At 62.5% G+C, this 13,332-nt stretch carries 14 protein-coding genes; 8 read left to right on the forward strand and 6 right to left on the reverse strand.

All coding sequences use genetic code 11. From position 1 onward, the window contains the following. Positions 1-27: 27 nt before the first annotated feature. Entirely contained in the window at positions 28-303 is a 276-nt protein-coding gene (locus IB264_RS09505) for a hypothetical protein (protein WP_025427432.1), read from the reverse strand. A 107-nt stretch (positions 304-410) separates the two neighbouring features. Here IB264_RS09505 and IB264_RS09510 point away from each other — a divergent pair, with 107 nt between their 5' ends. The 3 genes from IB264_RS09510 (at position 411) to IB264_RS09520 (ending at position 2,841) form a co-directional block, all read left to right on the forward strand. Next, positions 411-1,631: a hypothetical protein gene (locus IB264_RS09510; RefSeq protein ID WP_025427431.1), complete on the forward strand. Its 1,221-nt coding sequence runs from the start codon at positions 411-413 to the stop codon at positions 1,629-1,631. A 9-nt stretch (positions 1,632-1,640) separates the two neighbouring features. Further along, positions 1,641-2,309: a DUF5074 domain-containing protein gene (locus IB264_RS09515; protein WP_025427430.1), complete on the forward strand. Its 669-nt coding sequence runs from the start codon at positions 1,641-1,643 to the stop codon at positions 2,307-2,309. Between the two features lie 325 nt (positions 2,310-2,634). Continuing rightward, the gene (locus IB264_RS09520; RefSeq protein WP_025427429.1) at positions 2,635-2,841 is read left to right on the forward strand and encodes a hypothetical protein; all 207 of its coding nucleotides are present in this window, start codon (positions 2,635-2,637) and stop codon (positions 2,839-2,841) included. A gap of 32 nt (positions 2,842-2,873) precedes the next feature. On the opposite strand, the gene IB264_RS09525 is transcribed toward IB264_RS09520, so the two are convergent. Further along, a complete protein-coding gene (locus IB264_RS09525) occupies positions 2,874-4,283 on the reverse strand; it encodes an adenylate/guanylate cyclase domain-containing protein (RefSeq protein ID WP_025427428.1) in 1,410 nt (469 codons plus the stop codon). 211 nt (positions 4,284-4,494) lie between these two features. On the opposite strand from IB264_RS09525, the gene IB264_RS09530 reads away from it, so the two are divergent. The 4 genes from IB264_RS09530 (at position 4,495) to IB264_RS09545 (ending at position 9,005) form a co-directional block, all read left to right on the forward strand. Then, positions 4,495-5,562: a cyclic nucleotide-gated ion channel gene (locus IB264_RS09530; protein WP_025427427.1), complete on the forward strand. Its 1,068-nt coding sequence runs from the start codon at positions 4,495-4,497 to the stop codon at positions 5,560-5,562. Positions 5,563-5,704: 142 nt separating this feature from the next. Beyond that, positions 5,705-6,538, forward strand: coding sequence for a response regulator (locus tag IB264_RS09535; protein WP_025427426.1), 834 nt, complete (start codon positions 5,705-5,707; stop codon positions 6,536-6,538). 519 nt (positions 6,539-7,057) lie between these two features. Next, positions 7,058-8,350, forward strand: a complete 1,293-nt coding sequence (locus tag IB264_RS09540) for a diguanylate cyclase (RefSeq protein WP_244445410.1) — start codon at positions 7,058-7,060, stop codon at positions 8,348-8,350. Between the two features lie 172 nt (positions 8,351-8,522). Beyond that, positions 8,523-9,005, forward strand: a complete 483-nt coding sequence (locus IB264_RS09545; protein ID WP_025427423.1) for a VOC family protein — start codon at positions 8,523-8,525, stop codon at positions 9,003-9,005. 56 nt (positions 9,006-9,061) lie between these two features. Here the strand turns inward: IB264_RS09545 and IB264_RS09550 are convergent, their stop codons facing one another. The 4 genes from IB264_RS09550 to IB264_RS09565 form a co-directional block, all read right to left on the reverse strand. After that, positions 9,062-9,661 (reverse strand): YdeI family protein, encoded by a 600-nt coding sequence (locus tag IB264_RS09550; protein ID WP_025427422.1) that lies wholly within the window; start codon positions 9,659-9,661, stop codon positions 9,062-9,064. 507 nt (positions 9,662-10,168) lie between these two features. After that, entirely contained in the window at positions 10,169-11,173 is a 1,005-nt protein-coding gene (locus IB264_RS09555; RefSeq protein WP_057210910.1) for a GlxA family transcriptional regulator, read from the reverse strand. A gap of 455 nt (positions 11,174-11,628) precedes the next feature. Further along, positions 11,629-11,832 (reverse strand): hypothetical protein, encoded by a 204-nt coding sequence (locus tag IB264_RS09560; protein ID WP_025427418.1) that lies wholly within the window; start codon positions 11,830-11,832, stop codon positions 11,629-11,631. 97 nt (positions 11,833-11,929) lie between these two features. After that, on the reverse strand, positions 11,930-12,202 hold the full coding sequence (locus IB264_RS09565; RefSeq protein WP_244445409.1) for a hypothetical protein: 273 nt from the start codon (positions 12,200-12,202) through the stop codon (positions 11,930-11,932). A 162-nt stretch (positions 12,203-12,364) separates the two neighbouring features. Between IB264_RS09565 and IB264_RS09570 the strand changes: the two genes are divergently transcribed. Next, positions 12,365-13,288, forward strand: a complete 924-nt coding sequence (locus IB264_RS09570; RefSeq protein ID WP_025427416.1) for a LysR family transcriptional regulator — start codon at positions 12,365-12,367, stop codon at positions 13,286-13,288. Positions 13,289-13,332 lie beyond the last annotated feature (44 nt).

Raw genomic sequence — 13,332 nt, forward strand, 5'->3', positions numbered from 1 at the left:
TGTTTGTCTGGTGGCAACGATCGGGGCTCACGGCCGATGGGTAGAGTTTCGCCGTCCGGAGAGCAGCCGCAGCCACGGCCCGGAATGGAAGGCGCTCATCAGCCCGTACATCGCCACCATTCCCGTCAGCGGGGACGCGGCTGAGGTCGTGCAGAGCATGTCCGGCTCGCCGATGCTCAGAACGCCGGTCAAAAGCGCCATGAACGCAAAGGTCGGACTGGCGAGGAGAGGGAGCCGATCGGCCGCGCCACGAGCTATCGCCCTTCGCGACCCTTCAATCGTTCCGGTTCTGTGCGTCGACATTTTCGGCTATCCATTTGTTCGGCGGTTGCGCAGGTCGTTGCGGGTCTGCGAATACAGTTAGCGTCCGAAGCTGAGAGTGCGGGAGTTACAAGTTTGACGGGATTGCGATGGACTCGCTGATCACGGCTGCGGCGCGGGCGCTGGCGGCGGGCGATCCGCTCGGCGCGCTGAAACGCGTCGCACTGCGCGACGACGCGCCGGCGCTGGCGCTGCGCGGGATCGCGATGGCGCAGCTCGGCGACTTCCCACGCGCAAAAGCCCTGCTGAAAAGTGCCGCGCGTGCATTCGGCCCAAGGGAAGCGGTGGCACGGGCGCGATGTGTCGTGGCTGACGCCGAGATTGCGCTGGTTTCACGCGACCTTGGCTGGCCGGAGAAGGCGCTTGAGACGGCGCGGGCTGTGCTCGAGGCCCATGGCGACCGCGTCAACGCCGCCCATGCGCGCAATCTCCAGGTCCGACGTCTCGTCCTGATCGGCCGCCTCGATGAAGCCGAGCAGGCGCTTGACGGCTTCGACCCGATGCCGCTGCCGCCCGCATCACGCGCCGCCAACGCTCTCATTGTCGCCGGCATCGCCGTCAGGCGCCTGCAGACGAAGACGGCGCGCGCTCAGCTGGCGCTGGCGCGCGAGGCGGCGCGTGAAGCCGGTATCCCGGCATTGACCGCCGAAGTCGACGGCGCCTTTTTAGCGCTCTCCAAGCCGGCTGCGCGCCTGATCGCCCGTGGCGAGGAGAGGGCGTTGCTGCTCGAAGAGGTCGCGGCGCTGCTGGCATCCGGCGCGCTGGTCATCGATGCATGCCGGCATGTCGTGCGGGCAGGTGATAGGTTAGCATCACTCTCGACGCGCCCGGTTCTCTTTGCGCTTGCCAGGACGCTGGCTGAAGCCTGGCCGGGGGATGCTTCGAGGAGCGCGCTTCTCGCCCGCGCCTTCCGGGCGAGGCACGCAGACGAATCGCACCGGGCGCGACTGCGCGTCGAAATCGGACGGCTTCGCGCTGAGCTACGGGATGTGGCCGAGGTAAGCGCGACAGCGCGCGGCTTTGTGCTGGTGCCGCGGCACGCTCGCGAGGTCGCCGTGCTGGCGCCGCCCGTCGAGGGACAGCACGGCGCGGTGCTTGCCTTGCTCGCTGATGGCGAGGCGTGGGCGAGTTCGGCGCTGGCGATTGCGCTTGGGGCGAGCCCGCGCACGGTGCAGCGGGCGCTTGACGCGCTTTGCGCGGCTGGCAAGGTGCAGCCGATCGGGCGGGGACGTGCACGCCGATGGATGACGCCGCCGGTGCCGGGTTTCCCGACAGTGTTGTTACTCCCCGGGCCGCTGCCGAGCGATTAGGATGAAACCATGAAAAAAGCCTCAGCCGAAATTCTCCGCGAATATGGTCCCTTTCCCGGTGCCGAGCAGGTGCATGGCGTGACGTTCGACGGCCATCACGTCTGGTTTGCCACCGGCGACAAATTGAATGCGCTCGACCCCGAGAGCGGTGAGACGGTGCGTTCCATCGATGTCGCCGCCCATGCGGGCACGGCCTTCGACGGGGAGCACCTGTTCCAGATCGCCGAGGATTGCATCCAGAAGATCGATCCGAAGACCGGCCGCGTACTTTCGACGATCCCGGCGCCGGGCAACGGTGGCGACTCCGGCCTTGCATGGGCGGAAGGTACGCTGTGGGTGGGCCAGCATCGGGGGCGAAAAATCCATCAGATCGATCCCGAGACGGGGGCCATCCTGCGCACGATCGAGTCAAACCGTGTCGTTACCGGCGTCACCTGGGTCGATGGCGACCTGTGGCACGGCACCTGGGAAGGCGACGACAGCGATGTCAGGCGCATCGATCCGCAAACGGGCGAGGTGCTGGAGCGGCTCGACATGCCGGCCGGCATGGGCGTGTCGGGGCTTGAGGCCGATGGCGGCGACCGTTTCTTCTGCGGCGGAGGCGCAAGCGGCAAGGTCAGAGCCATCCGCCGGCCGAAGCGGGCGGAGGCCGCCGACCGCAGCGCCAGAAGCAAATAATCCACGCTCTCTCTATGTCCCGCGCATCGTGAGGAATAGCAGAGCGCCTTGTCGCCTCGTCGCGGCGTCGCGTGCCTACGCTGACGCGACAAGGACGCCGTAACGTCTTGCATCAGTTGCCGAAGTCTCTTTTCAAATCGGTGCCGGCTCAACGAATTGTCAGGCCGGCTTCAGCGATGCAACGCTCACGCGCCGAACCTCTGGTCAAAGCGTGCAGGCGTACCTACCTACAATGCAGAGACGAAAATCGGCGCCCGCAAATCCGTCTCGTGGCCGCGACGTTCGTTTGCGCCAAGTAATAGGCGGCGCTTTGGAAGAGGCAAGAATGGCTAGGACGTTCCAGTCCTTCATTCACGGTGTTTGGGTCCTTGCCATCATCAGCGCGGCGACATCTGTAGGTATTGTCTATGGGTGGCAAAGCCACGGCTGGGTCGGGGCGAGCCTGTACGGGCTGATCGGTTACGGCAGCGGCGTTTTGTTCGCCTACTCGCCCTCGATGTTTTTCGATTTCCTGGAGTTGTTGGGATCCTGAGCGCGCGCTGAACGCGCTTGCCGACATCACGATCAAGGTATGGCGAAGATGCTGATCTCGTTGGTGATGCCGCGCAGCGTGACGTTGTGTGTCATCGGGTTGAGGCCGCGCTCGCTGAGCAGGTCGGCGGCGGCCGGATTGCGCAGCACCGTGCTGGTGGCGAAGATCTCCTGGGCGGTGGCGAGGTGCTGCACGCGCGAGGCGATGTTGACCGTCTGGCCGAAATAGTCCTGCCTCTCGTTGAGGCTGACGGCGATGCAGGGGCCTTCATGGATGCCGATCTTCAACAGCAGGTCCTCGCTGCTGCGCTCGTGATTGAGCTCGCGCATGGCGTCGCGCATCCGCATGGCCGCGGCGATCGCCCGATCGGGCGTCGGGAAGGTTGCCATGACGGCGTCGCCGATCGTCTTGACCACGGCGCCGGCTTCGGCGGCAACGATCTCGTTGAGCACGGTGAAATGGGTCTTGACCAGATCGAAGGCGGCGAGATCACCGACACGCTCGTAAAGCTCGGTCGAGCCGCGAAGGTCCGTGAACAGGAATGTCATGCTGGTGATCTTCAGGCGCTGGTCTACGTCGATCGTATCGGTGCGGTAGATGTCGCGGAATGTCTGGTTGGACAGCAGCCGCTTGGCCGTCAGGAAAGGACGACGGCGCCCGAGCAGCGCATGCAGCGCTTCGCCGGCGACGCAGACCGTGGGCAGCGTGCGCACCTCCGCATGGTTCTCCACCTGGATCCGCAGCGGACCCGGCTGCATGCTGATGGTCTCGTTATGCCGATGGGTGCGATCGAACACCAGGGATAGGTTGCGCCTTTCCTTCGTCGGTTCTCCCGACACGTCGATGAACTGCGCTGCGTGTGTCACCGGCTCGAAGATGATGATGAACTCGGCCGGAAGCTGCAGCGCGATGACGGCCTTTTCGCCGGGCGGCAGTTCGAGAGTCTCGAGAATGAACTCCTCGGCCTTCGCCTCGTAATCGTCTTCAGGCAGGTCGACACCGGAGCCCCAGTAGACCTGGCGGAAATATTCGGCGGCTGGAAGCTCGTGCGGATTGTGGGCCTCGATATGGCGGACGCGCGGGCTGACGGTAAACGTCACCTCGATCATCTCGTCCAGCGTCGGCTCGTAGCCGGCTGCGCAAAGCGCGCAGGTATAGGCCTCGCTCTGCACGGTTTTCAGCGAGGTGTTGGCGTCGAGCACCCCGCCGCAGCCGGGGCAGAGCACATTCCAGGACAGTTCGAACAGACCAAGCCGCGAGGCGTGCAGGAAACCGGCGATCGTCTTTTCTTCGTCCAGCCCGTGCTCGGCGGCAAAGGCGAGCGCATTGATGCGGCCGAGCTTGCGGTCCGGCGCGTCGCGCACGTGCCGCTCGATGGCATCGGCGAAGGCGGGTGCCGCCGACTGGCGCAGGACGTCGAAGAGGGCCTGGGTTTCGCTCATGGTGGTATCTTATACTGAAATGGGCGCGCGGTCAGCGCCTTGTCTTGGCGGGCTGAGAAACTGAGCCGGCTCTTCGACCAGCCGATGGGAGCCGGCGCCGCGTCGACGCTTTTGCCAAGGTCAACTCTGCTCCAGGGTCGTCTCGTTGGCCCCATTGCGCTTGGCCTGAAGCATCTTATGCTAAGAGGGTGGTAGGCCGCGGGAGCGTTGAATGTCGGCACGGCCGTTCTCGAAGATTTCTGCGCCGCTCGGCGGGCTGCTCGCCGTGGTTGGGCTCGTGGCGGTCGCTGCACTCACGACGCCGGACATGACCGGACGAACCAGGCTCAATTTGGAGGTCCTGCTTGCTCTCATCTGGGCCATCTATGTCCTGCAACTGATCGTGACGCTGATCGCCGCGCGCGAGAGAGACTTTTGGGACAGGCTGCCGGCGATTGCTATCGATGTGCTTGCTGTCTTGGTTCCTTTCGCCGCGGTGCTGTTTGTCGGCACGCGCGATCAGACCCTCTACTGTGCCATCTGGCTGCTGAAGCCTCTGCGCGGATCGCCCTTCTTCCGGCTTATGGGCAGCGTCCTGACCAAACAGGCACGTAACCTGATCGGCATCACCTCGATCTTCGGCATCGTTCTTTTTGGTGCGGCGCTCACGGCCTATCTCATCGAGCGCGACGTCCAGCCTAACACGTTCGGCAGCATCCCCCAGGCGATGTGGTGGGCGGTGGTGACGCTGTCGACCACCGGCTATGGAGACGAGATTCCGCAAAGCTTCGCCGGCCGCGTCCTTGCCGGGCTGGTCATGATGTGCGGCATCGGCATCTTTGCGCTCTGGGCCGGCATCCTCGCCACCGGCTTCTACGAAGAGGTCCGTCGCCGGGACTTCGTGCGCAATTGGCAGTTGGTGGCGACCGTGCCACTGTTTCAGAGGCTTGGCTCGTCGGCGCTCGTCGAGATCGTGCGGGCGCTGAGGCCTCGCGTCGTGCCGGCGGGCGCTGTCATATGCCGCAAGGGCGAGGCCGGCGACCAGATGTTCTTCATCGTCGAGGGACGCGTCAGTATCGCGACACCGAACCCGGTGGAGCTAGACGCTGGCAGCTTCTTCGGCGAGATGGCGCTGATTACGGGCGAGCCCCGCTCGGCGACCGTCAGCGCGGCGACCGAGGTCTCGCTGTTGTCGCTGTATTCGGAGGATTTCCAGATGCTGTCCAGCAGCAACCCGGAGATCGCGGACATCATCCGCAAGACTGCGCTCGAGCGGCGCGGAGCGACGCCGAAGGCTTGACGGCCCCGCAGGGCTATTGGGTCGTATGCGCAGACCTGAATGCAAGCGCGCCAAGCAGCATTTCACGGCTACCTCATTAACAGCCGGGAAAGTCTTTCTCCTCTAGCATGGCTTCGGGGACACTCTTTCTTATAGGCGATCAATGTCATTTTTCGGCGTTTCCGGAATGTACTATTCCGGTGAATCTCTTGCTGAGCACCGCATCGTGCTTGCCGAGGACTCCAATCTGTTTTCGTCGATGGTCTCGAAGCGGCTGAAAGAGCTGTTCGACATCGACGTCATCGTCTGCCGCGATTATGACGATCTGCAGTTTGCCGTCGAAAATGCGACATTCCCGGCGTCGCTGGCCATTTCCAACATCAACCTGCCCGGTGCCGAGAATGGCGAGGCGCTGAATTATCTCATCGAGATGAGCGTGCCGACCGTGGTCTTCACCGGCTCCTTCCAGGAAAGTACGCGCGAGAAGATCCTGGCCAAGGAGATCGTCGACTATGTCATCAAGGACAGCGTCTTTGCCGTCGACATGCTGGCGGAATCGGTTTGCCGGTTTCTCACCAACCACAAGCACCATGTGCTCATCGTCGACGACAGCCCGACGGCGCGCGCGCTGCTGACGACGCAGCTGAAACGCTACAATTTCCGCACCAGCACGGCAGAAAACGGTGCGACGGCGCTCGAAATCCTCAAGAACCATCCGGATATCGGCCTCGTCATCACCGACTACAACATGCCCGACATCGACGGCTTCGAGCTGACGCGGCGCATTCGCGGCACCTATGGGCCGCACCAGTTGCGCATCATCGGCGTCTCGTCCTCGACCAACCGGCTCTTGTCGGCACGCTTCCTCAAGGCCGGCGGCAACGATTTCGTCGTGCGCCCCTTCGTCAACGAAGAGTTCTATTGCCGCGTCAACCAGAACCTCGACACGCTGATCAAGATCAAGACCTTGAGCGAAAAGGTGAAAGTTCCGGCCTAAAGCATGTCGCGCAAAAGTGTGCTGCGGTTTTGCGATAACGACATGCGTAAAAACAAGAACTTGAAGCGCGGCAAGCGAATCTGAAAGATCGCGACGCGCTTTAACGCGCCTGCGAACTCCGCGAACCTGGCTGCCGGATGCGCCGTTTGTCGGCGCCTTGATCCCGCCCGCCACCTCCGTTTCGAGGCGGTGGCGCTCATCCGTCGGCTACACACGCCGGCGCATCTGCCGCTTTCCTGCGCTTGCGACCCCTAAAATTGCCGGGGTCGCGAGAAAAGCCCTCTTACGGTTGCCGCATTAACGAAATTGCAATCCGGACCGTCTTCAATCGGCCGCAACAAAAGTGGGGAGCCCGGTAACGCCTGGTCATGCCAAGACAAAATGTCTGGCGCGATCCGTGCCGGGTATAATTGTATATTGGGAGCCAGCGTCGCCCTTTTTGGGACAGCACGCCTGCGGCTCGAAATCGGGATTTGCAGGGACGTGAGATTGCGCCGCACGCCAGGTCGGATCAATTCTGTGCAGAAGCACAGCGACAAGCGCATGTTGCTGATCGAAGATTCCCGCATGTTTGCCACCGCGCTGAAATACGGCCTGGAAACGGTGCATGGTATTCGTGTCACCCATTGCGCCTCGCTGGAGGCGCTGCGCCAGGAAATGACCGCAGCGCCGGATAGCTTCTCGCTCGCCGTGCTCGACCTCAATCTTCCCGACGCGCCCAATTGTGAGGCGCTCGACTTCATCCTCGCCAACAACGTTCCGGCCGTCGTCTTCACCGCGGCCTTCAACGACAACACGCGCGACCAGATCCTCGGTCGCGGCGCGCTCGATTGTGTCATCAAGAACCAGCCGGAATCGATCAATCTCCTGATCGGCGCCGTGGACCGGGCCTTGACCAATGGCAAGACGACGGTGCTGCTTGCCGATTCCGACACGCCGTCGCGGGTCGAGCTTGCGGGCATCCTGCGCCGGCAGCGGATTTCGGTGTGCGAGGTCGCTTGCGCCGCCGATGCGCTGCTGGTGCTCGATTCCGGCGAGGCGATCGATATCGTCGTCACCGATCTTGATTTGTCCGACATGACTGGGGCAGCGCTGCTTGCCGAGGTGCGCCGGCGCCAGGGCGATGAGGCGCTGCCGGTGATCGCGCTTTCCGACAGCGGCGACCGCCGGATCGGAGCGCGGTTCCTTGAGGCCGGCGGGACGGACTTCATCCAGAAGCCATTCCTTGAGGCAGAGTTCAACGGTCGCATCGCCTATGCCGCCGGCATCCAGAAACGGTTGCAGACGCTGCAGCGACAGGCAGCGAGCGACTATCTCACCGATATCTACAATCGCCGCCATTTCTTCCTGACCGGCCCGCGCCTCGTCGAGCAGTGCCTGCGCCGCGGCGAGACCACGGCCATCGCCATTCTCGACATCGACCACTTCAAACGCCTCAACGACACCTATGGCCACGAGATCGGCGACGTCGTGTTGAAGCATGTGGCCAAGCGGTTGACGACGCTGGTCGGCGACGAACACCTGCTTGCCCGCCTCGGCGGCGAGGAGTTCGGCATCCTGTTCAACGGCTTCGACGTCCAGCGCGCCTTCACGTTCTGCGAGAAGCTGCGCATCGAGCTTGCGAGATCGCGCATCGTTGCGGATGACGAGGAACTGTCGATTACAGTGTCGATCGGTCTTGCGACCATCGAGGCGCCGGAGTCCTTCGAGAACTACCTGCATGCGGCCGACCAGTTTCTCTACATGGCCAAGCACGCCGGGCGAAACCGGGTGATTTCGGAGCTCGCACTGCTCGACGCACTGGCGTCGTAGCGAGCCGCAATCCGCGACGCTGTCCGGCCAAGGACCTGTTCCTGCATGGTGGCGAGCTAGTGCCGCTAGCCGCGATGATTGCAATGAATCGCGAAGCATTGTCGGTTTCGGCATCGGCGAAACGTCTTCCAAGCAGCCGGACATGATCCGGGCCTGCGAAGAGGAGCCGCATATGACCAAAGTTGTCTCAAATCTCTGGTTCGAAAAGGACGCCCTCAGGGCCGTCGAACTCTACGTCTCGCTCGTGCCCAATTCGGCGATCGTCCGCACGACGGTGATGCCGGCGGATTCGCCGAGCGGGCCGGCGGGCAGCGTCAAGGTGATCGAGTTCACCCTGGGAAACCAGAACTTCACCGCGCTCGAAGCCGGACCGCTGGACCCGTTCAACCATTCCTTCTCGATCATGATCCAATGCGACAGTCAGGAGGAGATCGATCGCCTGTGGAATGCGCTGCTTGAAAACGGCGGGCAGGCCGAGCAATGCGGTTGGCTGCGGGACCGCTGGGGTCTTTGCTGGCAGATCGTGCCGAGAGCGCTCGGCGACATGGTTGCCCATACCGACCGCGAGCGCGCCCGGCGTGTGACCGAGGCCATGCTGGGCATGATCAAGCTCGATATCGCCGAACTGGAGCGCGCCTTCCACGCCCGGACCTGAGCCAGATCCGGCTGAACAGGTGCGCTCATGGACAAGGGTTGACGGTGTGGCCTGCGCTATTTCCGCGCCTGCGGGTAGATCGTCTCGCCGCGCTTCAGCATCTCGACGAAGGTCTCGATCTTTTTCCGGCGGCCGGCCTCGGTCTTCATATTGTGCGTGCGGAAGGCAAGCGCGAAGCGGTTCTGCGCGCTGAGTTTTGCCAGCATTTCTCGCGCCTGCGGCTCGGCGTCGATCGCTGCCTGCAGGTCGTCGGGGATCTTCATTTCCTTGCCGCTGCCATAGGCGCGATCCCAGCGGCCGTCGGCCTTGGCCTTGTCGACCTCTTTCAGCCCATACGGGGTCATCCGGCCTTCGGCGATCAGCCGGGCCACATTGTCGACGTTGATCTGGCTCCAGATGCTTTTCTTGCCGCGCGGGGTGTAGCGCTGCATGTAACTCTGGTCGTCGTGGCTCTTGCGCACGCCATCGATCCAGCCCCAGCACAGGATCACGTCGATCGCCTCCTTCGGCGTGATCGATTTGAGGCCGGAGCTTACCTTGTGGATCTTGATCCAGACCTCGGTTTCGCCGGCATGGTTGGCGCCGAGCCAGACATAGAAACGCTCTTTGTCTTCGAACTCGTGGACCTTGCTCGGATCGATGATCACGGGTGCCATGGGGTGAAATGCTCCTGATGTTCAAGCGGCGGAGGCGTGCCAGCACGTTCCGGCTGCGGCGCGGCCACGCGTTCTCCTTTTCCGTTCAAGCGAAAAATGCGGATCGACGCAAGCGCGAACGTGGGTGGAGCGGGTTCCAGAATGGCGGGAAATGAGGGGCGACAAAGCGGGCCAGGTGGTCTGTGGTATCGCTGCGGCGGCAAGCGCAACCGCAAATTGGGCGGACGGTTCCATCTGAAATTCGGACCGATACCGTCTTCAACGAGGTTTGCACCCCGTTCTCCTCATCCTCGCCCCTGTGGCAGGGATCCAGCGACCCGACGTCTGTCGGGTTAGGGGGCATTTCAGCCCAAGGACTTGGGCTGGCTGGATTCCTGTGACAGGCACAGGAATGAGGGAAGTTTTGGCGGCTGGCGGGCTCACATCGCCGGATAGGTTAAGAAGGGACGGCCTGTTGCCAACAAAAAGGGCGGATGACCCGCACTTTTTGTGTGTTCGCACCAGTTCCTATCGCGCCATCTGCAGCGTCAGCTTGCGGTCGGCGCGCTCCTGCTGCGGCGAGCGGTTGTAGAGTTCGCGATAACACTTGGAGAAGTGCGACGCCGAGACGAAGCCGCAGGCGACGGCGACTTCGACGACCGGCATCGACGACTGGATGAGGAGGTGTCGAGCGCGGTCGAGCCGGATCTCCAGATAGTAGCGGGCAGGGGACCGCCCCATCTCCTGGCGGAATAGTCGCTCGATCTGCCGGCGCGACAGGTCGGCGCCCTCGGCGATCTCCAGGAGCGACAGCGGTTCGGCAAGATTGCCTTCCATCAGCTCGATGATCGACAGCACCTTGGCGTTCTGGACGCCGAGACGGGCGCGCAGCGGCAGCCGCTGGCGGTCGTGAGGGCCGCGCACGCGGTCGGTCAGCGCCTGTTCGCAGACGCGGTTGACGAGGTTCTCGCCAAAATCCTGGTCGATCAGGTTCAGCATCATGTCGAGCGAGGCGGTGCCGCCGGCGCAGGTGTAGATGTTGCTGTCGATCTCATAGAGGTCGGCATAGACGTCGACCTGCGGGAAGTTCTCGGAGAAGCCGGGCAGGTTTTCCCAGTGGATGGCGCAGCGCTTGCCCGTCAACAGGCCGGCCGAGGCCAGCACATGGGCGCCCGTACAGAGGCTGCCGACGGCGACGCCGCGGTTGTAGACTTCGCGCAGCCAGGCATTGACCGACTTGTTGTTGAAATCCTCGACATAGATGCCGGAACAGACCAGCACCATCGACGGACGGTTTTCCCCGCCCAGGAACTTGCGTTCGTCGGCGAGAGACGAGTTGACCTCAAGCGCGATGCCGCTTGAGGAGAGAACCTTTTCGCCGTCGGTCGATGTGAGGCGCCATGTATAGGCCTCGTAGCCGAGCATGCGGTTGGCGATGCGGAGCGTTTCGATGGCGGCCGAAAACGGCAGCATGGAAAAGTTCGGTACCAGGAAGAAGACGAGAGAACGCTTTTTGGTCAAGGGCTTGTTCATGAGGCTTCCCGTGCTTGGCGATGCCGTATATTCGTCGCTTGGAAGATACCATCCGGCTTGTCTGTTTGCGACATTGACATGGAAAGCAGCGACCGCAAAGACATTTCGCATTGCGACATGGGGCGGGAAAGCCGCTGTCGAGCCGGCTTTGCGGCTTTTGTAAGGAATGCGACAGATTTACCGGCGTCGTTGACGTAATCTGACAAGAAACGCCAGAGATGCGCAATTTTCAGAAAGAACGCCTTTGGGTTGTGTTTGCCGATTGCGACGCGCCGGCGGTGAAAGGGCCAGGTGTCGGTATCGGACAAGTTCGCGCAAGGGCCGGTTTGGGGCGTTTCGACGCCCGACGGCATCTGGCGAAACCACAAAAGAAGAAGGGCATCGCCTTCTCGACGATGCCCTTCAGCGGTTCGCGCTCGGGGTCTTGGGTCCCCGAGAACAGGTCAGGCGGTCATTCATTGTTCGGTCTTGTGCACCGCGTCGTCGACGGATGGGAAGCCGATGTCCTTCATCGTGTCGTAGGACAGGTTTTCAAGTGCGCGCTCGTTGGCATAGCGCTTCCAGGCAGCCCAGGCGCGTGCACGCAGATTGAAGAGACCCGGGATGGACGAGAGGGAGGGTGCCCGCTCCGAGGTCTGTGATAGATGGATAGTAGACATTTCATGGCTCCTTCTGAGTGCCTCAGAGGTCGCGACCACGATCTATATATGTCGCAACCCTAATCATCATTCAAACGAATATGTTTGATGTTTTCCATCAAACATGGTGATCAATCAGCGTCTCGGCGAAGATGAGGTCGTTGCGGACCCGCTTGGGTAGTTTCGCCAATTCGCGGTGGGCTTCCACCCGATTCCGGGCGATGCGTTTTGCCTGTCGTTTTCGTGCAATGCCGTCGATCAGCGTTTGCACGCGGGAGAGGAACGACAGGACGAGATCGCCGTCGGCATTGACCTGTCTCACAGGCAGGGCCTTTGCCATTTGCACGGCATGATCCGGAGTGCGGTTCATCTTGGGCTTCACCTTGCTCACGTGCCGGATGTCCTGCGGGGCAGAGAAGGCCATTGTTGTCGCGGACATGACTGGTTTCCTTCCTTTGGCGTCCTTGCAACTTGACTATCGGTCTTTGCTGATGTTCAATCAAACGAAATGAAGTGAACCATTCTGTCAGTTTTATTGAACAAGGATGCCGCCATGAACATGATGCTGCGCCATGCGCTTCCGCTCCTGGAAATGGATGTGTTGAAAACCTTCGTCGCCATCGCCGAAACGGGCAACTTCACCACCGCGGCCGAAACGGTCTATCGCACGCCGTCGGCGGTCTCGATGCAGATCAAGAAGCTGGAAGAGCAGCTCGGCTGCACGCTGTTCCTGCGCGATGCGCGTTCGGTGTCGCTGACGCCCAAGGGCGAGATGCTCTTGGGCTTTGCCCGCCGCCTGCTGGCGCTCAACAACGAGACGGTGTCTCGCTTCCTGCTGCCCGACATGAACGGCGTCGTGCGTGTCGGCGCGCCCGAGGATGTCGGCGAGCGCATTCTGCCGGAAGTGTTGAAGCGCTTTGCCGAATCCTATCCGAACGTCACGGTCGACGTCTCGATCGGCATGAGCGGCGCCATGCGCAAGCGCGTCGACGAGCACCGTCTCGACATCGCGATCTTCAACAGCCTGACCGACGTCGCGCCGAAGAACGGCGAGATCCTGATGCAGGAGAAGCTGGTCTGGGCCGGCGTCAAATGCGGCAATGCGCATCTTAAGGATCCGCTGCCGGTGTCGATGTGGGAGGACGGTTGCGTCTGGCGGGCCGATGCGGTGGAAAAGCTGTCGCGCGCCGGCCGCCGGTTCCGCATTGCCTTTCTCAGCGCCTATACCACGGGCCAGCGTGCCGCCGTGCTCGCGGGCCTCGCGATTGCCCCGCTGCCGCGCTACCTCGTCCAGGGTGAGATGGTGCAGCTCGGCGAGCGTGACGGCCTACCGGATCTCGGCCATTACGACATCGGCTTGCAGGTGATCGACGATGCGCCGGCGCCGGTGCTGGCTGTCGCAGATCATGTTCGCGACGCATTCGCGGAACTGAGGATCCAGTCGGGAGAGGCGCGGCTTGCAACAGCGGTTGCCTGACAAACCGGCCGAAAGCGACCCGATCGTCATGCGTTGATCTCGGC

Origin of the sequence: Ensifer sp. ENS11 (assembly GCF_014851895.1) — a bacterium.
Classification (GTDB): Bacteria; Pseudomonadota; Alphaproteobacteria; order Rhizobiales; family Rhizobiaceae; genus Ensifer; species Ensifer canadensis.

Excerpts from the sequence above, each read along its gene's own strand:
- IB264_RS09505 (WP_025427432.1), bottom strand. The coding sequence starts at position 303 with ATGTCGACGCACAGAACCGGAACGATTGAAGGGTCGCGAAGGGCGATA.
- IB264_RS09510 (WP_025427431.1), top strand. The coding sequence starts at position 411 with ATGGACTCGCTGATCACGGCTGCGGCGCGGGCGCTGGCGGCGGGCGAT.
- IB264_RS09515 (WP_025427430.1), top strand. The coding sequence starts at position 1,641 with ATGAAAAAAGCCTCAGCCGAAATTCTCCGCGAATATGGTCCCTTTCCC.
- IB264_RS09520 (WP_025427429.1), top strand. The coding sequence starts at position 2,635 with ATGGCTAGGACGTTCCAGTCCTTCATTCACGGTGTTTGGGTCCTTGCC.
- IB264_RS09525 (WP_025427428.1), bottom strand. The coding sequence starts at position 4,283 with ATGAGCGAAACCCAGGCCCTCTTCGACGTCCTGCGCCAGTCGGCGGCA.
- IB264_RS09530 (WP_025427427.1), top strand. The coding sequence starts at position 4,495 with ATGTCGGCACGGCCGTTCTCGAAGATTTCTGCGCCGCTCGGCGGGCTG.
- IB264_RS09535 (WP_025427426.1), top strand. The coding sequence starts at position 5,705 with ATGTCATTTTTCGGCGTTTCCGGAATGTACTATTCCGGTGAATCTCTT.
- IB264_RS09545 (WP_025427423.1), top strand. The coding sequence starts at position 8,523 with ATGACCAAAGTTGTCTCAAATCTCTGGTTCGAAAAGGACGCCCTCAGG.
- IB264_RS09550 (WP_025427422.1), bottom strand. The coding sequence starts at position 9,661 with ATGGCACCCGTGATCATCGATCCGAGCAAGGTCCACGAGTTCGAAGAC.
- IB264_RS09555 (WP_057210910.1), bottom strand. The coding sequence starts at position 11,173 with ATGAACAAGCCCTTGACCAAAAAGCGTTCTCTCGTCTTCTTCCTGGTA.
- IB264_RS09560 (WP_025427418.1), bottom strand. The coding sequence starts at position 11,832 with ATGTCTACTATCCATCTATCACAGACCTCGGAGCGGGCACCCTCCCTC.
- IB264_RS09570 (WP_025427416.1), top strand. The coding sequence starts at position 12,365 with ATGAACATGATGCTGCGCCATGCGCTTCCGCTCCTGGAAATGGATGTG.